This is a genomic window from Olivibacter sp. XZL3 (assembly GCF_004368405.1).
Classification (GTDB): domain Bacteria; phylum Bacteroidota; class Bacteroidia; order Sphingobacteriales; family Sphingobacteriaceae; genus Olivibacter.
This window is the reverse complement of record NZ_SBJH01000107.1, coordinates 18,953-40,267: the sequence shown is the minus strand read 5'-3', so window position 1 is coordinate 40,267 and position 21,315 is coordinate 18,953. Positions and strand designations below refer to the sequence as shown.

The following is a 21,315-nucleotide window of genomic DNA, read 5'->3' as shown; positions in this document are numbered from 1 at the left end:
GCAAATACGGTACGGAACTGTCGCCCCTTATATGGCAGAACAGCATCGATAATGGCTTAAACAACAATATTAAGTTTAAGCGGGTGATGTTTAACTTCTACCATTTTCTACCTGAAATGCACTTGGCGAATAACCAAAATGCTTTTTGAAAGCATACGAAAAATGCGATAAGTTTTCAAACCCGGTCTCGTAGCACACTTCAACAGGCTTCTTCCTTTTTTCAGAAAGCTGATAATTGGCCAATTCTAATCGCTTTCTTGTAAGCCATCTCTGTGGCGTAATGTTAAATGCTTTTCTAAAGTCCCTGTTGAATGTGGCGATACTGCGCCCTGTTAAATAAGCGAACTTTTCCAAAGGCATATTGAACATAAAGTTTTTTTCCATAAAACTTGACAAATCAATTTTATAAGGCTCTTCAAAGTTGGCTAAAATGCTGTCAATGCCTTTGTCTGTCGTCCTTAAAATACTGATGGCTTCGGTAATTTTTAAGGACGCGATCTCTTCAGGGAAAGCTTCCTGCATATTAAAATAAGGAATCAATGAAGCAAGGCAGCTTTCCAATAAGGGATGTTTATCGAAACTCCGTATTTTGTGTGAGGGAATTATCTTAGGCTTTATATCGAGTTTAGCGTAAAACTTCCTAAGCCTATCGGTACACAAGTGCATCACAACCGACTGATGCGGAAGTCCGTCTTTAGGGTAATTGATGATCGTAGCCAACTGGTTCCTCGGGATAAGAAAGATATCTCCTTTTCTGAATATATAGCTTTCATCCGCCTGAATTATTTTTGTTTCACCTGAAATGAACCATACCAGCATATGGTGTTCAAAGACGTTCTCTGATTTAAACAGCTTATCTTCATAGCAGGAAAGCTTAATGTCCGGCGTTATGTATTTTAATTGAAAGTCCATATTCCTTTTATGATATAAAGTTACAAATATCAAAGAGATTTTATAATTACCTACTAATGGAGAGCGAGCGCTAAGCGCTCAAGTTCACCGGCAGCTTTTTCAACCGCTTCTTCACGTCTTCCCGTTATGATAACGGTTGCCCCTTTTTCTATTAGCTCTTTTGCTGCAGCATAACCTATACCGCTGTTGCCACCCGTAATAAGGGCCACTTTCTTTTCAAAATTTGCCATTCTATTTATTGGATCGATTGTAAACCACCTATCTCAACAGGCTTAGCTGCATTTTCCAGCAAGAGCCGGTTCCATTGCTGCAATTCTACCCTCTTAAGCACATTATAGAGCCGGTCTGAAAAATCAGTGACTAGCTTATCCTCCTTTTGCTTGGCGTTGGCAAACAGTACCCAAGTCCAGACATTTATCCTTTTGTATTTTTTGAAACCGGTCTGTTCTGAAGAAAGCCATAGGCTGGAACTCACCATGTTCCTGGGAAAGTAGTTGAAAAGCAAAACTCCCGGAACTCCGGCCATGAAGCCCACAACAGGAGCTATGAGCATTCCAAAAAAGTTAATTGCGTAAGCGATATTTTTGCGCCTTTTGTCTACGAACTTTCCTTTCGAAAACTCAATTTTCAGGCAATTGGAGTCGCTATCCTCTTTTTGCTGAAGATGCAGGCTGTTGCTGTCGTTGTTAAACCGGGCGATCGCAATTTTTACAGCATCATGTAATTTTGGCCTTAGTTCAGCCTGGATCTTATCACTAAAGCTCCATGTGATATTCATAACTCCAAGGTTTGTTAACGTATTGTGCAAAGAGCGCTTTGCATTAGTGACTGTGGTATTGTCCATCTCAATCGTTTTTTTAAGGTTATTCTACATTAAAGGCTATGCCTGTCATTTCTTCACTTAATGTCCACAGGCGTTTTGCACTGGATTCGTCAAGTGAATACGGTTTCACTCCACTGGAAAAGGCATCTCCATACGCCAGTTCAGCGATATCTACATCATTGCAATACACTCCTCCTATATCATTGAGCAGGGGGCTTGTTGCACACCAAACGGTTGTTGCCGCTCCCTGCGGAATGGTTTTTAGGGATGCCGCCACTTCCGGCAAGATATTGCCCTCAGCGTCGCAAAAACCCATCTGCTGAAATAGTTCCAAAGGGGCCTCTCTAGCCAGTTCGGTCCCTCCAATGGAGCCTGGGTTCAAAGAATAGGCTCTTACATGAAATGCCTTGGCCCGATTGTCCAATTCGAGAGAAAATAAGTTAACCGCTGTTTTTGATTGCCCATATCCCTGTAGCGTTTCATATTCCCGGTTTATAAAATTAGGGTCATCAAAATTGAAAGGCGCAAACTGATGCCCCTGGGAAGACACATTAACAACCCTGGCGCCATTAGCCTTTTTAAGGGCAGGCCATAATCTGGAGGTAAGCTGAAACTGTGATAAATAATTAGTAGCAAGTTGCGATTCAAAACCCCGGCCGTCTCGCCGCAACGGAACCCACATGATTCCCGCATTGTTTATAAGCAAATGAAGAGGCCTTCCCGACATTAAAAACGTTTCAGCGAACCTGTCAATAGAAGCAGGCTCCATGAGGTCCATGGTCTCTATCTCTACATTGGCAATCGACTGTAGGTTTTTTTCTGCTTTTTTCACATCTCTTGCAGGAACTATTACGGTTGCGCCTGAATCTGCAAGTGTTCTTACTGTTTCCAATCCGATACCCGTACTGCCGCCTGTTACAATGGCGACTTTTCCCGAAAGATCAATTCCTTTAATTACTTCTTCTGAAGTTGAAAGTGCATTGAAGCCCGAACCTATTGGTTTCTGCAAAGCTCCCTGATAATTGTTTTGTTCCATTTTTTTTTATTTTATAGAACCAAAGGTAGATCAACTTTATCAAGAAGATTTTGTTCAGAATATCAATTTTACTTTGTTCAAAGCATCATTATATTGGTCAATTAACTGTTGCTTGTTTTAGGTCTGTCGAAAGGATATCAACCAGTGGATTAGTGCATATCGGCTAAATCTGTTTTTTGTGTATTGCAGATTTTGCGTCAACAAATCCAAGTAAGTACTCAATACCCACCTATTTAATCCACTACTTTTTCGTACTTTTATTTCAATTTTTTTACTACTTCCAATGGGAGTTTCAAACTTTTGGCAATCTGCTCATTTGTCAATACACCGATCCCTTTTAAGGAACGGGCAGATGTTAACTGCATATTGTATTTCTCCTGTTCTGCCTTGGCACGCTCTTTTTCAGTGACATCCTTTGCTGCTTTTTCAGCAGCCTTTTTCTCTGCCATAGACATGGCACTGTCCCATATCCATTTATCCTGTAAACTTGCTTCGTAAGCCATAAATTCCTCCTTGCTTAGATTCGATACTTCGGCTATCTTAAAGATCCGCTGGAAAATCCGTTTGTTCATAAACGCCGATATCTTGTCCGCCTTACTTAGGTTCTTCAATATCCAGAACCGACGATCCATATCCGTCCTGATCTCCTCGTCCGGCTTTACAAAATTAGGGAGTTCCAGGAATATAAAACTAAGCTTTTTGCATTTGAATAAAAATAGAGGAAGAGCGAAAGCCCTTTTGAGTTGTAAGTTATAAGTAGTACGTTTTAAGTGCAGCAAGGAAAAGTAAAAAGCATTAAAGTCGATTTACTGTGCGGAATATTTTTGCTGCTTTTAGTTGACAGGTCTTCGGGAAACCTTCCACCAAGCTTCGCCGGTTTTTCCGGAATTAGCTGCATTTGCGTATAACTTTCTTCGACATTTCTTCGACTGTTCTTCGGGTGCGCTTCGGGAAGTCTTCGGGAACGAGTCGAAGCCGACCCGAAGCGTTGTCGAAGCCGACCCGAACAAGTCTCGAACAGTTCCCGAAGAAATAGCGAACCATTGCCATACAATAGTGGAATACTTGCCGAAGGTAGCCAAGCCTGATCTTGTTGATTTTTCTGCCGCCGGGAAGGCTTTGAAAAAGCGTTTTTTAATTGTTTTTTATGATGATGACGGGAGTAAGCTGATAGCCGGTAGCTGATTTCTGACGGCAAGCCGTCAGGCCGTACCTCTCCCCTTACGTATTGATCGTTCATTTTATAGATTTGGTTGAGAAATAAATTGGAATTACTACGCCGTCATTTCGACTGGAACGCAGTGGAATGGAGAAATCTCAACAACCCTTATTCGGGCGCACAAATCAGAACCTTAAATAACTGCTTTTTGGAAACACTACACTTATAAATAAGTGCATCGCAAGCTGGTTCTCTTAACAAAGAGACAGGGTTAAGCTTTTGGTTTTTGGTTTGGTTGTTCATTTGCTCGCTATTTATTTAACGAGTCTTTCGGAAGAAGTTAATGCTTAATGCTATCAGCACAGGGCCCCAACCTATGGTTCTGGAGGGCTAGCACACCCTGGTCACGCATAAGAAGGGAACCCCATGCTTATAACATGGGTTTCTCACCCCTCATCTTGTGACCTTTGAAAGTGCTAGTTTCCAGAACAAGACTCGAAGCAGAACTCCAAATTCTCAGAAATTCTGCAAATTTACTAAATCAAGTAAACTTTTTATTCATTCAATGTTAATTGACATTGTTTATCAGTAATAACCACGAATTTCTGCAAATTATTTCACCTTTGCTATAATTTTTAGTAGTTTTACACTAAGAAATAGTTGTTTTACTTAACCGAAGCATTGACTGATGACAGAACCAAACGAAGACAATCACTTTACTGTATTAGAAAATAAAACCATAGGCCGTAATTTAGCCCGTTTCCGTAAATTTCGGGAAAAGAAAGCATTGGAAGTAGCTGATTATCTGGGATTGTCTGAAGCAGCCTATACCAAATACGAACGTGGGGAAAGTAAAATTACCATTGAGCTGATTCAAAGAGTTTCGGAATTTTTACAGGTTGATCCTTTGCAATTGGTAGCATCCAATTCCGGTCATGTAGTAGAAAACAGCAATTCTCCCAATTCTCCTATCGCAATTCAGGAAAATAGTAGTTTTCAAACAACAAATGAGGAGCAGACTAAACTTATCACCAAATTAGTGGAAAACGTGATTGCCATGAATGAGAGGATCATGAAGCTGTTGGATAAGACCAATGACGAATAAGTAAACTAAACAAACTAAGCTATTTTGAAATTAACTTAAAAGTGAATAACTTTGTATTGGAGCTCTGGGATGATGAAGCTTCCCGTTGTACATTTTACACCGTAAGGTGGGATGGTTCGTCGGACACGGAGACTGATAGGTTCTTTAAAAAATTAATAAGCTACTATAATGGCGATTGCGAGATTTTTTTATAGACATGAGAAGTAAGGTAACACAAGAGATATTAAAAGAAACTCCGGAAGAAACCCGGATTTTTGTCAGGCAATACGCGGATATTATTGTTCGTATCCATGAGTTGCTGAAACAGAAAGGATACACGCAAAAAGATTTGGCCGAAAAGATGGATAAAAAACCATCCGAAATAAACAAATGGCTTAAAGGCACGCATAATATCACGTTGAAAACTTTGGCCAAAATGGAAGCCGTGCTGGGCGCACCGATCATATCTGTGCCACAGGATCGTGCTTTATAGTTTTATTTTAGATTTCGTTTTAACTTTTTGATATCTTCTACACAGAAGAACCTGTAACTTTGATGTGTCGTTGAAGGAACGATAAAACTAAAATCGACATAATAGCGTCCACTAAATTTATTTAATATGTCATGGCAAATAGCTAATGCACCAGAAGTAACATCAAATGATCTTTTGGATTTTAGTAAATTAGATTCTTAAATTACGCCTTTCTATTCTTCTTCCCTTAAAGTCTCTTCTATAACAGCACGTAGCTCTTCCTTATTGGGTAAGTATAATTGATATTTGCTCACAAACAATTGAGATGAAACGTTATGCATAGCATATTGAATTAACAAATCGTCTTTTTCTCTTGCCAATACGATACCTATCGGCGGATTATCCCCTGTAGTATTCTCTTCATTTTCAAAATAACCCAAGTACATATTCATTTGACCAACGTCTTCATATCCGGCTTCTTCCCTTTTCAAGTCGATCAGCACGAAACATTTCAGGATACGGTGATAGAATACCAAGTCGACATAATGGTGTCGGTTTCCCAAAGTAATACGATATTGTCTGCCGATAAAAGCAAAGCCTTTTCCTAATTCCAATAAGAAATGCTGTAGATGTTCAATGATCCGGTTCTCTAATTCGGACTCTGTATAATGATGAGGCTCCGGTATTTTTAGAAAATCCAGCACATAAGGATCTCGGATAATATCGTCGGGTTTGGTTATGGATTGGCCTTGCTTGGCTAATTGCAAAATCCCTTGCTTGTCCTTCGATGCAGCTAAATGGAGAAAGAGAGAAGATTTCTTTTGACGTTTTAGTTCAGTAGTACTCCAATTTTCGAGAATAGCTTGCTTTTCATAAAAAGAACGTTCTAAGGGATCATCTATCTTGACTAACTCACATAAATGAGTCCAACTCAATTTGTGAGGAAGTTCCTCACAAATTGGATAATAACGATAAACCAGCCTCATGTAATTCAGGTTCGATCTACTAAACCCCTTGCCATGGCGTAACGTTAGATCAGAAGCCAAGTGCTCTAATAATGCTTTACCATACTTTGCTCGGTTTGCTCCTTCCTGTTCAAATTCTATAATATAACGACCAACCTCCCAATAAGCCTCTAATAACCGCGTATTTACAAACTGAGCGGCTTGCTTTCGCCCCTCTTCGTATCTAACGGATATCTGCTGTACAAGATTTCTATATTCCTGTTGGCTAGTTAACTCCATAAAAACGACTTAAATTCCTCCAATTCAAAACTATCAATTTTCTCCTTACAGATCCTCTCCACAATAGTCTGCATTCTAGTTACCTTATCAATAAGCGCTTGTAACTTTTCAGCAGTAATATGGTAATCTAACTATAACGAGCATCAATGTAACTCCGTTTTAACAAATCAAATAAATGAACTCCCTTTCGTCAGAAGGTGGTGTACGAAAAATGGTATACAGATCGATCGAAATAAGTTTGGCATAATTCCTTAATTTTTGAAGATTATGCGTTTTAGGTTTGTAACCCGTAAAAACTAACAAAACGGTCATAGAAACATTCGGCTGCTTGGTGCAACGTAAACGCGCCAACTCTTAAATGCTCTTTCGACTTGTGGAAACTAGCACCGTCGAGAAATTCACTTCCTTGAGGAAACCAAATATCAAAATATCCCTGGGCTTTCTGCTTCTCCTCTGCAGGGGTTAATGCCCAAAGCGCAAGCCCTCGTTGATGTAATCAATATCATGAACAACAGGGCTTACCGCATTTTTAATATGGTTGGTTCGGTTTTCAATATGACTGATTATCGCATGTTCTTTCTCCTGCCCTTCCCCCTTTTTGATCACAACAAGAAAATCATAATCAATGATATAGCTGAACGTAATACCATCTTCTATATACTCATCTTCTACCCACTTATTCCCCGCATGGCTACCAAAAAGTATGACCTTCTCAGGCTTAACTTCTTCCTTTATGATTTCCAGTATCTCAGCTATCTCTTGTTGCTTTTGTTCAGGTAAGTGCGATAGCCTTGTGTTCATAAGGTAAAGATAGTATTTTTTCCATTTCGTCGAAACAGACGCTTATATGTATAACAGATAATACTATAAAACATATTTTAGACACAACAAATTCCATATAGCGATACAAAACACGTGGCGTGCCGTATTGATAGTATTATCCGTTTTGTTGATATAAGGGCTTACTGATTATCGACAAAGCGCACCACAATTCCTTCAATAAGCTTTTAGACGAATTTCCGTGCGCGCACATATCATCGGTGTCACGGCAACTCCCTTAAGTTCCAATGCGGAAACACCCATGCATCAAATTTACGAAAAACTGATAGTAGGTGAGAAAATCCAAACGCTCATTGCTGATGGTTACCTCGCAAAACCGAAATCCTGGTTTCCTGATGTAGAGCTCAATTCCCTCCAAACCGGAGAATATGGTTAATTTAACCGACAATCTTCAAGACTTAAACCTCCAATATCTTATTGGGGTAACGATTTGCATAATCGTAGATCAACTGCATCATATAATGGTTGGCATAACACCTTTTGAGACTATCTTTCATTTCTTCCAATGTGTTAATTTGCGTGTCCTGTGAGATATAACCCATGGCATAAAGATTCCCCCGCTCTACCCAGATACAGCTCTTCTCCCCCGGCTCCCTTCCCTTATCCAGGATCGCAAAGCTTTTCTTTTCCTGGGCCAAATAAGCCAAAGCCTGATCGACCAATACATTGTGCGCCTCCTTTTCTGGCATAGTGTCCTGTGAAGGATGAACCGCACCAAAATAATTTTCGCGCACCTGCCCAAAGGAGCATAGACGCTGGTCCAATGCAAACCTGAACATCAGTTCTTTTAGCAGGACAACACTTTCATACTCCCGGTTACATACCTGTACGCACTTGTCGCGCTTGTCCAAGCGCCCAACGGCCAAACGTTTATAGCCTGCCTGATCTTCATACAATACGAGCCCATATTTGGGTTCAAAACGTTTCAGCGCACGGTTGAAAGGCGGCCAGTGCCGCTTGATCTCCATGCACTCCAATAAAAGGGCCATCAGCTCCGTAGCGCATATTTCATAAGAAATCGAATAGATATGCCGCATAAAATGCTGACGCTGCGGGTTGATATTGTGCCCCGTAAAGTGCTGCGCCACTCTTTTTTTGATATTGCGCGCCTTGCCCACATAGACAACCTTGCCCGCCTGATTGTGAAAATAATACACCCCGTTGCGCTCAGGAAGCGATTCATACTGCTCCCGTGGCAGGTTTGGCGGAAGCTGCTGTTCCTTGGAGCAGTGTTTGAGCATATCGGGTACAGCCTGACCTTCGTCCCACTCCAGCAATCGTGAAAATAAAATGGCAGTGGCTTCCGCATCCCCGCCGGCCCGGTGACGGTTACTGAGGGGGATGCCGAGGCTGGCGCAGAGCTTGCCCAAACTATAGGAGGGCAGTCCCGGCCTTATCCGGCGCGCCATCCTTACCGTACAGAGCTTTTTCGCTGTCCATTCAATACCTACCTCTTCCAACTCGTGCCGGACAAAAGAATAGTCGAAATTGACATTATGGGCCACAAAGACCCTATCTTTCAAGAGCTCGTATACTTCATCGGCGATGCATGGAAAGGGAGGAGCATCCTCCACCATTTCATTGGTGATTCCGGTAAGACTGACAATGGATGGCGGAATATCCCTTTCCGGATTGATCAGTGTTTCGTAGCGTCGGGTTACTTCCCTGCCGTTATGGATGCATATAGCAATTTCCGTAATGCGGCTACTGGCGGCATTCCCTCCCGTGGTTTCTATATCCACGATGGCGTATTCGGTATTTTTCTTTTTCTTACTCACTCCTTGGATCGGGTTTAAGCGGCGGTATAGACTCCTCGATAATCTCGGTAACGGTACGGCGCGCCTCCTAACTGCAGCTGGCCACCACACCCCGATCACCACTGCCGCCAATGAGCACGGGACACCCTACCAGGGCACTATGCTGCAAGCGCTCTACCGATACAAAGAACGTATCGAGGTCGCAATGAACGATATGCCTGTTTTCCATCTCCAATACAAACTAACTTTATCAGTAAAAACAAAGGTAGATTATACTAATTTTATCAGCAAAATAAACAGCTAAAAAACACATCACGGACTGGAGGAGAGCAGAGAAAAAACAACTGCATCCAAAACATATCTTATTAAACACAGGGCCAGGTAGACCTAGATCGGATCGGCTAAATGGTTCGTAATAAATTGCACCCTATCGGCAATACCGCCCCTGGGCACCTCGATGACCTGATACCCGAACCGGAGATAGGTCTCCCTCATTGCCTCAAAGGTGAGTTCCGCATCCTCCCAAGACTGCTTACGCTCCCGGTCTGTGCCGTAGATTTCTTTCCATGGCGGAAGGATAAAGACGTGTTTATGGTAGGGACGTGAATTGACGTGATCAATAACCGGTTTCGATATCGGGATCTGCTCCATGGTCATGTAGCAGATGGTATCTAAAATTCCGCGGTCAAAAAAAACCGGATTTGAGGTATCGGTTTTACACATTTCATCATAACTTTTTAAAGAAGCTTTGAGCATCAGCCTTGCATACCGCTCCTTGTTTCTCCACGGAAGTCCGTCTCCTCCCGTAGCCAGCTGCTCCCGGATGATCGGTCGGGCATCCTCCGGCACGGTTAAAAAACCTTGGGACTTCAGTGCATCGATCACACCGGTCTTACCCACTCCCGGTCCACCGGTTATGACATAAAAATTTTGTTTCATGTGCTTCTCGCTATTAAAATGTTCTAGGAATTTTTTAGGATTATGGATGGTGTCGGCGATGGAGATCGTGTTTACAAGTATAGCAATAATTTCTTTTTTAATCTATGCTTCGATCTGCAAATCCTCTTTTGTCTCTGTGTTTTTTGTTAAATTCACGTTGCGCCTGCGTCTACCTCAATCTTGGAAATTAGTTGGCCTGTCTGCGCCTTATTTTTCAAAATTCAATACGTGAAAATGGCAGATCTAAAAAAATGTACAGCAACGGGAAAGATTAGCTTCGCCACCATGGCAGAGGCAAGAGCCCTTATGCTCATGCTGAAATGGCGGCATAAGCTGGTTCGTATTATTTCTGAACGATGTAATTGAAAATTTTACTATTTAGCAAAAGATGAAACAGGACAAACTTGAACGTTTTTTAAAGGCGCAGCAAAATGATTTTCCAACAGCGTTGCAGGAAATCAGAAATGGTAAAAAGCGCAGCCATTGGATGTGGTATGTCTTCCCGCAGATTCAGGGACTCGGATTCAGTGATATGGCAAGATTTTATGCCATTAGAGATCGCCAAGAGGCCATTGACTACCTTGCCCATCCTGTTTTAGGTAAAAGATTACTGCTCATTTCCGGCGAATTGCTTAAACTCGAAACCGACGACCCTACCGAAGTGATGGGAACACCGGACGACCTCAAACTAAAATCTTCCATGACGCTGTTTGCTGCCCTTTCGGAAACAGATCCTGTATTCCAAGATGTTTTGGATAGGTTTTATAGAGGTGCGCAGGACACGAATACGCTGCGATTGATCAATGCGATCTGAGGCTGGAGCCCTAAGCATCAAAGCTATTACAGCCCGCAACTACCGTCAGCGTGTCCACCTGGACAGCCACAGCGAATCATTCTTTAAAATTAGGGGGTTCTTTTTAGACAACCAAAGTGAGGCTTAAAATAAGTCGCTGTGTGTTCCTGTTCTTGTTAAGGTAATAAGACGTATGGTGTCGTCCTGTTCCCAAACTAACAACCAATCGGGTTGGATATGGCATTCCCAAAACCCTTTTTAATTACCAGTCAACTTGTGCGGTTTGTTCTTTGGTGGGAGTGAGCCTTTTTCAACCAATTGGGTAACGACTTCATCAAGAAGTCGCATATCCAAACCACGCTTTTTTGCGAGTTTAATATCTTTTTTGAACTTTCCTGTCTGTTCAAGCTGATACATTACGAATAAAGTTCTTTTCTAAAATCTTCAAGGGTGGTTTTGGTCGCCTTGCCCAATTTAGCCTCTTTTATTGCCTTTTCAGTATCTTTATTGTAACGAGGTTCTTCAAGCTCCACAAAAGGAAGTGTTTTAAGGTATTCATAGAATACTTTTGCCTGCTTGCTTCGCTTATCTATTTTTATCGTGATTTCCATATCTGCACATCTTAATGATACTACCCCAAAGTTACTAAAAAATAGAATTGTTCGCTATGGCTGACAAAAGAAAGAAGAAAACTCCGCATGGTACGAAAGAAAACATCAGCTGATTTGATTCAAAAAAAGCATTAATTTTTTTTAAGCGTAATTCAAGGAAACTCTTCTTGAACTCATCAGACCAAGTCGGCATATCCATATGAAGCTTCTGTGCTTTTATCGCCAGTATAAGCTGCGCGGAAAAAACCGGTTTAATGTGCTTGAAAAACAACAGTTCCTCTTCTTTAGAAGAAAACTCATTTTCCAAGACACATTTTTAAAGCTCATACCAAATATAGGGACATTAAATGGGTCGAAGAGTGTAGAGTACACAACTAACTATTTTAATAATCAAGATTTTAATTGAGGAGATAAGGCCAACCTTAATACAACAACTTCAACCAAGGCCGATGCCTGTACTATCAAATCTCGTAAATGTTGGTTCGTGCGCGAGTTTGATTGCTGGATCGATTTCACGTACGTTGGCAATAACATACTTTAACATGTCGTTCATGGTTGAATTCATGCTCGGCCCTCCGGGATAGAAATAAATCGTATTGATTTCTTTTTTTGCACGATCGACATGATCGAGCCACCGAACAGGTTCATATGAGCTCTTATACCCTAAAAGAAAACGATCGAGTTCATTTTTCTGAATTTTTGTCTTAGTATCATAAAGTTTGAGATTGCCTTTGAGATAAGCAGTTACCAAATTTTCATAAGGCTTTTCAAAAATACGTTCAAGCAATAAAATTAAAATGGTCATAGCATTATTATTGTAGTCGTATTTGGATCCGGGGATTGTATCCAATTGAAAGTTATGCATATCTTTTAATAGGCTGTCCTGATTATATCGGTCGTAAAAATCAAACTGTGCAGCAAGCGGAAGGTTGTCAAGACTATCTAAAGTTATTTTCGGAAACGTCCTTGATGATTTGGGAAGAGCCGATGTGTGATTCGCTATATCTTTTAATTTTACCGGATGCCCCTTGTATTCAAGATTGGGGTATTTACCTGGAAGATATTGGCGAATGTCATCATCTAGATTTACTTTCTTTTCTATTACTGCTTCTGCCAACATTAATCCAACGAATGTTTTGGCTAAAGAACCAAGATTAAATATCCTATCTTCGCTGATCAGCATCCCTGTACCCTTTTCGAATTCTCCGTAGCTATAAATATAATTTTTTCCATTTTCATAAATGGCTATCGATAGGCCTACGGCGTTGGAATCTGACATATAGACTGTAGAAGCCTGATGTACTGCAGAGTCCAGATTGCTTTCGAGGGGATTGTTGTGTAGAATATGTAGTTTATTTTGACAGAATACGTAAAAGGGCATGCCTATTAATAGCAATACTAATGCAAATAAAATGGAACATAGCTTATCCATAAAAGGAACTGAGTTTCTAAGTTGGACTTTTCAAAACGTATTTAGTTACGATAATTTATGCTTTACTCTGTCGCAGCGAAGTATATGCAACATTCCCCGCTGACTGAAACAGTTCCCTTAACATCCGATTTCGCTTTGTGCCCACTTTCGAAATATAAGAAAAGGACCACTTTCTTGAACAACAACTGCGCAGTATTCAATAGGCAAAATTGTACAATCGAAAATGAAGCAGGGCTAGACTTGACATTTTATAGCCTGCCTGATCTTCATACAGTACAAGTCCATATTTAGGTCTGTAGCGTAGCGTCGGGTTACTTCCCTGCCGTTATGAATGCATATAGCAATTTCCGTAATGCGGCTACTGGTGGCATTCCCTCCCGTGGTCTCAATATTCCACGATGGCGTATTCAGTATGCTTGCTTTTTGTCTTACTCACTCCTTGGATCGGGTTTCAGCGGCATCTTGCCGCATTTGCTTATCTCTAAAGACGGACAACCAAAATCGACCACCACCCTGCCCTCCAGCAGGTAAAGGCCATTGCCCTGAAGCGGGTATTTTTGCAAACTGGGCGGAAAGTGCACCGTATCGAAAAACAACCCCTTTTCATCCAGAAAGGTACCGAACTTCATCAGCTCCCCCCGCCGGGTCTTCACATGCTTCTCGGTCACCAAGTCGCCCACCATCCGTACCGTCTGCCCTTCCCTGCTTAATAGATCGGCGGCCAGCGCATCGCCACGGTATCCCGATCGCGCCAGATCAAAAAGATTGCCCGAAACAGGAAAACCTATGAATTCCATTTCATCGTATAGGTCTTCGATCACCGAGCTTTCCAGTTTGGGCAGTACAGGTTTACGGCTCATCCCCTCAAACAAGGCAGGGCCGTTTTTGCGTTTTTTATCCGTTCCCAACAACATATGTACCTCCCATAAGAGCTCCTTCTTGCCTGTGCCCGTAAAACGCATGGCCCCTATACGGATCAGGATAATCAATTGTTCCAGTGAGGCGCCCGTGCGCACTGCGAAATTCTCCAGACCGGTGTAGTCGCCATTGAGGTGTCTTTCCTGCGGAATCAGCTGCGCCAGCGTTCCCTCCAGGTTCTGCAAACAATCAAAACCCAAAAAGATGTCATCGCCACAGATCGTGGCATTGAACAAGCTTTGGTTCACGCAGGGCAGGTTCACTTTTGCTCCGGCCAGCCTGGCCTCATTCACATACACCTTACGGTTATAAAAGCCACCGTAGTTGTTCAGCACGGCCACCATAAACTCTTTGGGATAATAGGTCTTGAGGTACAGGCTCTGGTAACTCTCCACCGCAAAACTGGCACTGTGTGCCTTGTTGAAACTATAGCCCGCAAAACATACCCCTTCCGCTTGCAGTTATCAAAAAACTTGGATTCGATCTCAACGAGATGCTCTTTACTACGGTACTTGCCGCTCATCATCCTGCGCAGCACATCCGCATCGGCCATATCCACCCCCCCCCATAGGCATTGGCTATCTTCATTACGTCCTCCTGATACACCATTACCCCATAAGTCTCTTCAAGCTCCTGCCGGAATACCGGGTGCAGGTAGGTCACGCTCTGCGGATCATGACGCCGCCTGATGTATTCGGCCATCATCCCGCTGCTGGCCACTCCTGGACGGATAATGGAAGAGGCGGCTACCAGCGTCAGATAATCCTCGCAGCGCAATTTGGTAAGGAGCTGCCGCATGGCAGGACTTTCAATATAAAAACAGCCAATCGTATTGGCGCTCCGTAACTGCGAGGCAATATTGGGATCTTCAAAAAAACGTTTGGGACTAAATAAATTATTTACCGGCCTGAATATTCTCGGACTTGCCATCGGCTTGGCCTGCAGCATGTTCATTTTTTTATGGGTGCAAGATGAACTAAGCTACGACAGGTTCAATGCAAACGCAGATAAGATATACAGGATCACCGCCAAGCTGTCGGACGTTGAAGCGGCTGTAACGCCGCCGCCACTCGCGGCAGCCATTGACGCTGAAATACCCGCAATTGAAAAGGCTACAAGGCTCATCCCCCTGCACAAAATGATCACGGCAGGAACTGAAAAATTTAATGAAAAAAATATCTATTGTGCGGACACGAACTTTCTGAAAATATTCAGTTATCCGCTGCTAGAAGGTAATCTGTCTGTAGCGCTTTCCTCGCCTGAAGCTGTGGTACTGACGGAAGCAACCGCCAAAAAATACTTCAGAAGTGCGGAAGCCGCGATGGGGAAAACAATTTATATTGATAACGACATAACCGGAACCTCGCTGACGGTAACAGGCGTTTTGAGGAATATCCCTTCCAACTCGCACCTGCAGTTTGACCTCTTGTTGTCTACCAAGCTATATGACAGAATGGGGAATGCGGGAGTATGGGACAATTATGCGGCTTATGTTTATTTCCGGCTTGATGATAATTTCAAAGCTACCCCCGATGCAATTAATGCAATGGAACGGCAAATCAACGCCATAAAAAATAAAAGTGATCAATCCGGCACCCACTCTTCCCTATCCATACAAGCGCTTACCGATATTCACCTCCGTTCGAATTTCATGCTGGATGTCGGTGGACAGGGAAATAGCAGGCAGGTAACTATCTTTTCGCTTGTGGCCGTCTTCATTTTACTGATTGCCTGTATCAATTTTATGAACCTGTCCACGGCGATCTCATCCCAGCGGGCAAAAGAAGTAGGAATGCGTAAAACCGTGGGGGCACAAAAGCGCCAGCTTATTTTCCAGTTCATGAGCGAATCAGTGATGCTTTGTTTTATTTCGCTGGCGGTAGCAGTTACGCTGATGGTCTTACTGCTTCCGGTCTTTAACCAGCTGGCATCTAAATCCATTTCCCTTCACTTGCTGGATATGAAAACGGTGGCTGCGCTGCTTGGAACTGCGGTTGTCGTCGGTGTGATTTCCGGCAGCTATCCAGCTTTTATTTTATCGTCTTTCGAAATACAAAAAACGCTAAAGGGTGTACAGGCTTCTGCCAACGGGAAAAGATCTTACATAAACGGACTGATCGTGCTCCAATTTGCTATATCGGTTATTTTAATGATAAGCACGCTGGTTGTATACCTGCAGCTTCAATTTATAAAAAACAGGAATATCGGTTTTGACAAGGATAACCTTTTATATGTGCAAATGCCGCAGGTAGGCGATCTGAAAGACAATAAAGATGTATTGAATGCCATGCTGAGCCAACACCCTGACCTTGGTGATTACACGATCGCCGACCATCTGCCCACTTACCTAACTACCGGAGCACCCCTGCAATGGCCCGGTATGGATCCGCAGAAACAAGTGATGGCTTCCCGGCTGAGAACCGATGAAAACTTCATAAAAACCTTCGGCATGCAACTCATTGCTGGCCGTTTTTTCTCAGACGACTTTAAAGCCGATGACAGCAGCTATGTCGTAAACGAAACTGCATTAAAATCAATGGGCATGCCAATGGCGGTGGCCATTGGCAAAAAGATTATTATGAATGAAAGTGAAGGGACTATCATAGGCGTAGTAAAAGATTTCAACTTCAAACCCATACAGCAGCCCATCGAACCGCTGCTAATAAGAAATAATTTTGTCGGCGGATATCTGGTCATGCGCACCTCGTCGGATAACGTTCCCCACGTAGTTGAACAGATAAAAGAAGTTTTTGGGAGTATCTACGGCGATTATCCTTTCTCCTATGGCTTTGTAAATGAAGATTTATCCATGCTATACGTGACCGAGCGGCGGATGGGGAAATTATTTACTGTTTTTTCTGTTCTTTCTATCATCATCGCCACTTTAGGGCTATTTGGTTTGACAACCTATGCTGTGCAGAAGCGCACCAAAGAGATCGGTATCCGTAAGGTTTTGGGTGCCTCAGTTTCCGGCGTGATTACCCTGTTGTCCAAAGACTTTATCAAGCTGGTTTTGATAGCAACTGTGATTGCCGTCCCTATCGCCTGGTAAGCCATGAACAGCTGGCTGCAGGATTTCGCTTACCGGATCGAGCTCAGGTGGTGGATGTTCGCTCTGGTCGGGCTGCTGGCCGTGGTTATCGCCTTTATGACGGTGAGTTTTCAGTCCGTGAAGGCCGCGCTGGTGAACCCTGTGAAGTCTTTAAGATCGGAATAACTTAGCCTTTCCATAGCTGTAAGTTATGGAAACGATGTCTATGCATCACACACCTTAAAACATCGAATAAGATGGAAATCCCAGATCCTGTGGGGTTTCCATTTTAAATTAATGTATCCCCTCTCCTGTTTTTGGAATATTTATCGTCAAAGTCGAATCAAGGGATGGTGAAATGGGATTTGATTCTCTGAGTACCGTTAATAAATCACGAAGCTACCTAAATTTGTAAAAAGATGGTTCAAAATTCCCCGATCATCCCCCTTTGTACCAAATGGGTTAGGCAGGAATATTTTCAACACACTTAAAATATGGGAGAACGGTGATTTAATAAAAAAAACCGGACTTTGAGGTGTTCAAAGTCCGGTTAATACCTTTAGCAGGCTATCTTTCAACTGTACTCCAAACAGGATTATTGTCAAATGAATTTTTAACAGATTTAAAGAAAATCGCCTTTTTAGGAGCTAATGAGCGGGATTAAAATAACAAGGCCGGATTATTGTCAAATTGGGTTGGAATTTTTGACTAATTAACTGAATCTTTTCCACTCATCCAAGGCTTAAATTCAGGGAACCAAGGTATCCTAAATGGATGCGGTATCCATTTAAGGTACTTTTGGCTAATCTTCACTGCAAGCTGAGCAATGAATCTTATCCATTACGATTTTGCAAACTTTTATCATCATCCCGTTATACGCAATGAGCTTATCAAGACGTTTTCCATCCTGATGTGATACTTAAGGATGGCAGGGCTTCCCGGAAAATCGCCGGAGACTTCTGCCGTCAATAAATTTTCCGCCTCGCTTTCTGAATAATCAAGCGGCTTCATTACCGCATTGTATTCCCTGTTTGCTTTTTCTATCCACTGCCTAATCTCTTCTTTGCCCTTGTAGGTTTTGCCCTCGTCATGTGCAATCGCCGTGTCTGTGAAACATTCCGCATAGGCTTTGCTGTCGTGGTTGTTCTGCGCTTCAACCAAGCTCAGTAATACTGGTTGTAAATTCATGGTATTTTTATTTAAGTGTATTAAACAGTTGGTATGGTGCCTCCGTCTATCACAAATTCGGTTCCGGTGAGATAGCTGGCCCTTGGTGAAGCCAGGAAGCCCACCAGTTCTGCCACTTCTTCAGGCCGGGCCGGCCTGCCATAAGGAATACCTCCCAGGGCATCCATTACGCTTTGGGTAGCCGCTTCGACAGAGATATTAGAGCTTTCCGCTATCCGTTCCATCATCCGACCCGATGCCTCAGTCATGATCCAGCCCGGAGAAACGGTTAGTACACGTACGCCTTTCGATGAAACTTCCTTCGAAAGACCCTTACTGTAATTAATCAGCCCTGCTTTAGCCGCCGCATAAGGCAAGGTAGAATCATGCAACGGCAACTTAGCCTGGATGGAAGCGATATGAATAATAACCCCACTTTTATTTTTGAGCATCCGGGGTAAAAATGCCTTGTCAAGACGTACGGGTGCTAAAAGATTGGTTTGGATCGTTTCTTCCCAGTCGCTATTGCTAAGTGCCGCAAATCCGCCGCCCGGCGTTTCAGAACCGCCCATGTTGTTCACGAGAATATCCACACCACCGAATTTTCCAACTGCTTCCGCAAAGAGATTTCTGCACCGTCTGGTCTACTCAGGTCGGCAGCTACAAAATGCAGGTCGCTATCGGGAGATTCCGGCGGGTTTCTTGCCGTAATGATCACTTTTGCACCTGCATTTTTCAAACGCTCGGCAATTGCCCTTCCGGTTCCTTTTGTACCGCCCGTTACGAGTGCAACCTTGCCGAATAGTTCATTCTGATAATCTAAATTGTTGCTCATGCTCTGTTATTATGATTGTTGTTTATCCGCCAAAGGTTTCGCGCATCACCTGCATATAGGTCTCGTCAGGGGCACCGCCGTTACGAATGTCGAATAATGGTTTGAGATCATCTCCCACGACATAGCGAAGTTTAACGCTGTTATCTGTAGCAGCTTCATAGATTACCGCGGCAACGTCTTCTGCGGAAGCTGATGCACTGTTATTATAGATTCCCTTGAATACGGCATCGATCTTTTCAAGATATGCACTGTAATCCCCGATGTCATGCCCACCTGCATAATTCTGCCTGGTCGTATCTTCAAAATTGGTGCTTATGGTGCCGGGCTCGATCAGCTTTACTTTGATATTCTGTGAAGAAAGTTCAAATGATAGTGATTCGAAGAACCCCTCTGCTGCAAATTTGGAAGCGGCATACACAGAAACCAGTGGAACGGTCACCCTGCCTACGCCGGAAGATACGGTCACAATCGTTCCGCTCTGCTGTTTGCGGAAATGGGGCAGTATCGCTCTGGTCAGTTCCACGGCACCGAAAAAGTTAACGGAGAACTGGCGCTGGATCTGTTCGGCAGGGGTTGCTTCGAAAAGCCCGTGCTGGCCATAGCCAGCGTTATTGAGCAACACATCAATTTTTCCGAATTTCGCGATCGACGTTGCGATGACTTCATCAAAGGTTTCGGGCTTCTCCACATCCAGCGGCAGCACCAGCATATGATCATTATCCTTCAGATTATCCTGATTCTCCGGGCGGCGCATGGTTGCCACAACGTTCCATCCCTTTTCTGAAAAATGCCTGGCTGTTGCCAATCCGATACCCGATGAAGCACCGGTAATTAAAATGGTTGATTTCATTTCTTTTAGTATTAATTTCTATTGTAATCCTATTTCATTGCAAATCTCATAAGTATGAGACTAACTTACAATTACGGGTTAGCGATTCATATAGGGATAAATTTATCCGTATTGTTTGCGGAAAGTAATGCCCTATATTTGTAATATGTACGAAAGAAAGACCTTACCTCATCTGAATTGCGGGCTTGACCTGGTTGGAGAGGTACTTTATGGAAAATGGAAAATAAGGTTATTATGGTTCATTTATGAGGGACATAAACGCCCCAGCGAATTACAGCGTCAGATCCCGGATGTTTCCAGGAGGGTCTTGAATATTCAGCTGAAAGAGTTGGGAGATCATGAATTAGTAACCCGTACGATTTACCCGGTTATGCCGCCAAAGGTGGAGTATGACCTCACTGACTTTGGTAAAACATTGATCCCAATGATCCATAGTATCGACCTTTGGGGCGATGAACATCAGGAACAGTTAAAAAGGGTAATATTAAACCATTATGCGGAAAATGTCACACCCCTTGAACAATAATCGACCCTTTGCAGAACGGACATTCACAAAGGTTAAATTATTTTTGATTCGACTACTATAAGTGGCCAGATCAGTTACAAGTAGCCTAATTGCTATTAGTAGATGTTACTTAAGCCCAATGACAAAAAATTTGATAGCAAGTTGAGTGGACTGAATTAAGTCATAATAAAAAAACCGCAAGCTCAACATACGTTGGACTTACGGTAAGTGATTTCGTACTCCCAGCAGGAATATTATTGAATGACCTCATAGACAGTTTGAAGAAAATTGCGGCTTTAGGCAGTATGGAGAATGGATTCGAAAAATGAAATCGGGATTGTTGTCGAATGTTTGAATTCTTCCCTTTCAGTTACTTTTTTATTTAAACCGTTCTATTTTAAGAATTGATAAAATAGAACGGTTTTTTATCGGATTCAGGACTAGGAATGCCATAACTCTCTAAACACTTTATCATACTCCTCTATCCAATAATTGAGGTGAAGATCTTGATAAATAAAGGTGCCTTAAATTTGTTTACGACGGCGATGGAAAAGTATAGTCCCAAAAAATGCAGATATTCAGTTTCGTGCCCAAACCAGATTTTTCGTACCGCTGAATGTATCCCATCGCACCCGAATACCAGTTCATATCAATTTTTAAAGCCGTCTTTAAAGGCGACTTCTATATGATCCGCCTCTTCATATAGCGATGTAATGCTGTTATTGAAGATAAAGTCTACGTCGTTCTTTACGGTTTCAAACAGCATATTGAGTAAAACATATCTCTCTATTTCAAATTCGGTATCCGGTAATTCTTGACCAGGCTGCTTCAATAAAACAGTATGTTCTGTGATGTCGTCTGCACTAAAATATGGAAATTATCGTCTGGTTGTCCCCAATATCTCCAA

General features: G+C 42.6%; 28 protein-coding genes and 1 pseudogene. 7 read left to right on the top strand and 22 right to left on the bottom strand.

Annotation, left to right across the window (positions count from 1 at the left end; genetic code table 11):
• Positions 1–90: 90 nt before the first annotated feature.
• The 6 genes from EPX21_RS19905 to EPX21_RS19880 all read right to left on the bottom strand — a co-directional run bounded on the left by EPX21_RS19905 (position 91) and on the right by EPX21_RS19880 (position 4,011).
• Positions 91–912 (bottom strand): helix-turn-helix domain-containing protein, encoded by an 822-nt coding sequence (locus EPX21_RS19905; RefSeq protein ID WP_134091413.1) that lies wholly within the window; start codon positions 910–912, stop codon positions 91–93.
• 53 nt (positions 913–965) lie between these two features.
• The gene (locus EPX21_RS19900; protein ID WP_134091412.1) at positions 966–1,142 is read right to left on the bottom strand and encodes an SDR family NAD(P)-dependent oxidoreductase; all 177 of its coding nucleotides are present in this window, start codon (positions 1,140–1,142) and stop codon (positions 966–968) included.
• Between the two features lie 5 nt (positions 1,143–1,147).
• Positions 1,148–1,690 carry a hypothetical protein gene (locus EPX21_RS19895; RefSeq protein WP_166670834.1) on the bottom strand — a complete coding sequence of 181 codons (543 nt, stop codon included), beginning with the start codon at positions 1,688–1,690 and terminating at the stop codon, positions 1,148–1,150.
• An 85-nt stretch (positions 1,691–1,775) separates the two neighbouring features.
• Positions 1,776–2,771 (bottom strand): SDR family NAD(P)-dependent oxidoreductase, encoded by a 996-nt coding sequence (locus tag EPX21_RS19890; protein ID WP_134091410.1) that lies wholly within the window; start codon positions 2,769–2,771, stop codon positions 1,776–1,778.
• A gap of 257 nt (positions 2,772–3,028) precedes the next feature.
• Complete coding sequence (locus tag EPX21_RS19885; protein ID WP_166670833.1) at positions 3,029–3,550, bottom strand: PD-(D/E)XK nuclease family transposase; 522 nt, start codon at positions 3,548–3,550, stop codon at positions 3,029–3,031.
• A complete protein-coding gene (locus EPX21_RS19880) occupies positions 3,538–4,011 on the bottom strand; it encodes a hypothetical protein (protein ID WP_134091408.1) in 474 nt (157 codons plus the stop codon). The genes EPX21_RS19885 and EPX21_RS19880 overlap by 13 nt, the downstream gene beginning before the upstream one ends.
• Positions 4,012–4,618: 607 nt before the next feature.
• Here EPX21_RS19880 and EPX21_RS19875 point away from each other — a divergent pair.
• Positions 4,619–5,035 carry a helix-turn-helix domain-containing protein gene (locus EPX21_RS19875; RefSeq protein ID WP_134091407.1) on the top strand — a complete coding sequence of 139 codons (417 nt, stop codon included), beginning with the start codon at positions 4,619–4,621 and terminating at the stop codon, positions 5,033–5,035.
• Positions 5,036–5,231: 196 nt separating this feature from the next.
• A complete protein-coding gene (locus EPX21_RS19870; RefSeq protein ID WP_134091406.1) occupies positions 5,232–5,507 on the top strand; it encodes a helix-turn-helix transcriptional regulator in 276 nt (91 codons plus the stop codon).
• A gap of 212 nt (positions 5,508–5,719) precedes the next feature.
• Here the strand turns inward: EPX21_RS19870 and EPX21_RS19865 are convergent, their stop codons facing one another.
• Entirely contained in the window at positions 5,720–6,730 is a 1,011-nt protein-coding gene (locus EPX21_RS19865; protein WP_134091405.1) for a YhcG family protein, read from the bottom strand.
• Between the two features lie 462 nt (positions 6,731–7,192).
• Entirely contained in the window at positions 7,193–7,531 is a 339-nt protein-coding gene (locus EPX21_RS19860) for a nucleotidyltransferase domain-containing protein (protein ID WP_134091404.1), read from the bottom strand.
• 220 nt (positions 7,532–7,751) lie between these two features.
• On the opposite strand from EPX21_RS19860, the gene EPX21_RS19855 reads away from it, so the two are divergent.
• The gene (locus tag EPX21_RS19855) at positions 7,752–7,946 is read left to right on the top strand and encodes a hypothetical protein (RefSeq protein WP_134091403.1); all 195 of its coding nucleotides are present in this window, start codon (positions 7,752–7,754) and stop codon (positions 7,944–7,946) included.
• A gap of 22 nt (positions 7,947–7,968) precedes the next feature.
• On the opposite strand, the gene EPX21_RS19850 is transcribed toward EPX21_RS19855, so the two are convergent.
• The 3 genes from EPX21_RS19850 to EPX21_RS19840 all read right to left on the bottom strand — a co-directional run bounded on the left by EPX21_RS19850 (position 7,969) and on the right by EPX21_RS19840 (position 10,266).
• Complete coding sequence (locus EPX21_RS19850) at positions 7,969–9,348, bottom strand: exonuclease domain-containing protein (protein ID WP_134091402.1); 1,380 nt, start codon at positions 9,346–9,348, stop codon at positions 7,969–7,971.
• Positions 9,349–9,415: 67 nt separating this feature from the next.
• Entirely contained in the window at positions 9,416–9,556 is a 141-nt protein-coding gene (locus tag EPX21_RS19845; RefSeq protein ID WP_206106116.1) for a hypothetical protein, read from the bottom strand.
• Between the two features lie 158 nt (positions 9,557–9,714).
• Positions 9,715–10,266: an AAA family ATPase gene (locus tag EPX21_RS19840; RefSeq protein WP_134091401.1), complete on the bottom strand. Its 552-nt coding sequence runs from the start codon at positions 10,264–10,266 to the stop codon at positions 9,715–9,717.
• 388 nt (positions 10,267–10,654) lie between these two features.
• Here EPX21_RS19840 and EPX21_RS19835 point away from each other — a divergent pair, with 388 nt between their 5' ends.
• Positions 10,655–11,080 (top strand): DUF1810 domain-containing protein, encoded by a 426-nt coding sequence (locus tag EPX21_RS19835; RefSeq protein WP_134091400.1) that lies wholly within the window; start codon positions 10,655–10,657, stop codon positions 11,078–11,080.
• A 123-nt stretch (positions 11,081–11,203) separates the two neighbouring features.
• Here EPX21_RS19835 and EPX21_RS19830 read toward each other — a convergent pair.
• The 6 genes and pseudogenes from EPX21_RS19830 to EPX21_RS19805 form a co-directional block, all read right to left on the bottom strand.
• Positions 11,204–11,476, bottom strand: a pseudogene (locus EPX21_RS19830) (type II toxin-antitoxin system YafQ family toxin).
• A complete protein-coding gene (locus EPX21_RS19825; RefSeq protein WP_134091399.1) occupies positions 11,476–11,670 on the bottom strand; it encodes a hypothetical protein in 195 nt (64 codons plus the stop codon). The pseudogene EPX21_RS19830 and the gene EPX21_RS19825 overlap by 1 nt, the downstream one beginning before the upstream one ends.
• A 34-nt stretch (positions 11,671–11,704) precedes the next feature.
• Positions 11,705–11,977 (bottom strand): RteC domain-containing protein, encoded by a 273-nt coding sequence (locus tag EPX21_RS19820; protein WP_134091398.1) that lies wholly within the window; start codon positions 11,975–11,977, stop codon positions 11,705–11,707.
• 129 nt (positions 11,978–12,106) lie between these two features.
• Complete coding sequence (locus tag EPX21_RS19815) at positions 12,107–12,949, bottom strand: serine hydrolase (RefSeq protein ID WP_166670832.1); 843 nt, start codon at positions 12,947–12,949, stop codon at positions 12,107–12,109.
• 581 nt (positions 12,950–13,530) lie between these two features.
• Complete coding sequence (locus EPX21_RS19810) at positions 13,531–14,415, bottom strand: hypothetical protein (protein ID WP_134091396.1); 885 nt, start codon at positions 14,413–14,415, stop codon at positions 13,531–13,533.
• A 127-nt stretch (positions 14,416–14,542) separates the two neighbouring features.
• Positions 14,543–14,974, bottom strand: coding sequence for a hypothetical protein (locus EPX21_RS19805; protein ID WP_134091395.1), 432 nt, complete (start codon positions 14,972–14,974; stop codon positions 14,543–14,545).
• Here EPX21_RS19805 and EPX21_RS19800 point away from each other — a divergent pair.
• Positions 14,967–17,072: an ABC transporter permease gene (locus tag EPX21_RS19800; protein WP_134091394.1), complete on the top strand. Its 2,106-nt coding sequence runs from the start codon at positions 14,967–14,969 to the stop codon at positions 17,070–17,072. The two genes, EPX21_RS19805 and EPX21_RS19800, sit on opposite strands and share 8 nt — an antisense overlap.
• A gap of 3 nt (positions 17,073–17,075) precedes the next feature.
• Positions 17,076–17,237 (top strand): hypothetical protein, encoded by a 162-nt coding sequence (locus tag EPX21_RS22820; RefSeq protein ID WP_166670829.1) that lies wholly within the window; start codon positions 17,076–17,078, stop codon positions 17,235–17,237.
• Positions 17,238–17,915: 678 nt separating this feature from the next.
• On the opposite strand, the gene EPX21_RS19795 is transcribed toward EPX21_RS22820, so the two are convergent.
• The 4 genes from EPX21_RS19795 to EPX21_RS19785 are packed head-to-tail and all read right to left on the bottom strand — an operon-like array spanning position 17,916 to position 19,903.
• Entirely contained in the window at positions 17,916–18,239 is a 324-nt protein-coding gene (locus EPX21_RS19795) for a nuclear transport factor 2 family protein (protein ID WP_134091393.1), read from the bottom strand.
• A 20-nt stretch (positions 18,240–18,259) separates the two neighbouring features.
• Positions 18,260–18,811, bottom strand: a complete 552-nt coding sequence (locus tag EPX21_RS19790) for an SDR family oxidoreductase (RefSeq protein WP_255502242.1) — start codon at positions 18,809–18,811, stop codon at positions 18,260–18,262.
• A complete protein-coding gene (locus EPX21_RS23330) occupies positions 18,796–19,053 on the bottom strand; it encodes an SDR family NAD(P)-dependent oxidoreductase (RefSeq protein WP_255502241.1) in 258 nt (85 codons plus the stop codon). The genes EPX21_RS19790 and EPX21_RS23330 overlap by 16 nt, the downstream gene beginning before the upstream one ends.
• A gap of 22 nt (positions 19,054–19,075) precedes the next feature.
• Positions 19,076–19,903 carry an SDR family oxidoreductase gene (locus EPX21_RS19785; RefSeq protein WP_134091392.1) on the bottom strand — a complete coding sequence of 276 codons (828 nt, stop codon included), beginning with the start codon at positions 19,901–19,903 and terminating at the stop codon, positions 19,076–19,078.
• 145 nt (positions 19,904–20,048) lie between these two features.
• Between EPX21_RS19785 and EPX21_RS19780 the strand changes: the two genes are divergently transcribed.
• Positions 20,049–20,429 (top strand): helix-turn-helix domain-containing protein, encoded by a 381-nt coding sequence (locus tag EPX21_RS19780; RefSeq protein ID WP_134091391.1) that lies wholly within the window; start codon positions 20,049–20,051, stop codon positions 20,427–20,429.
• Positions 20,430–21,057: 628 nt separating this feature from the next.
• Here EPX21_RS19780 and EPX21_RS19775 read toward each other — a convergent pair.
• Positions 21,058–21,240, bottom strand: a complete 183-nt coding sequence (locus EPX21_RS19775) for a hypothetical protein (RefSeq protein ID WP_134091390.1) — start codon at positions 21,238–21,240, stop codon at positions 21,058–21,060.
• Positions 21,241–21,315 lie beyond the last annotated feature (75 nt).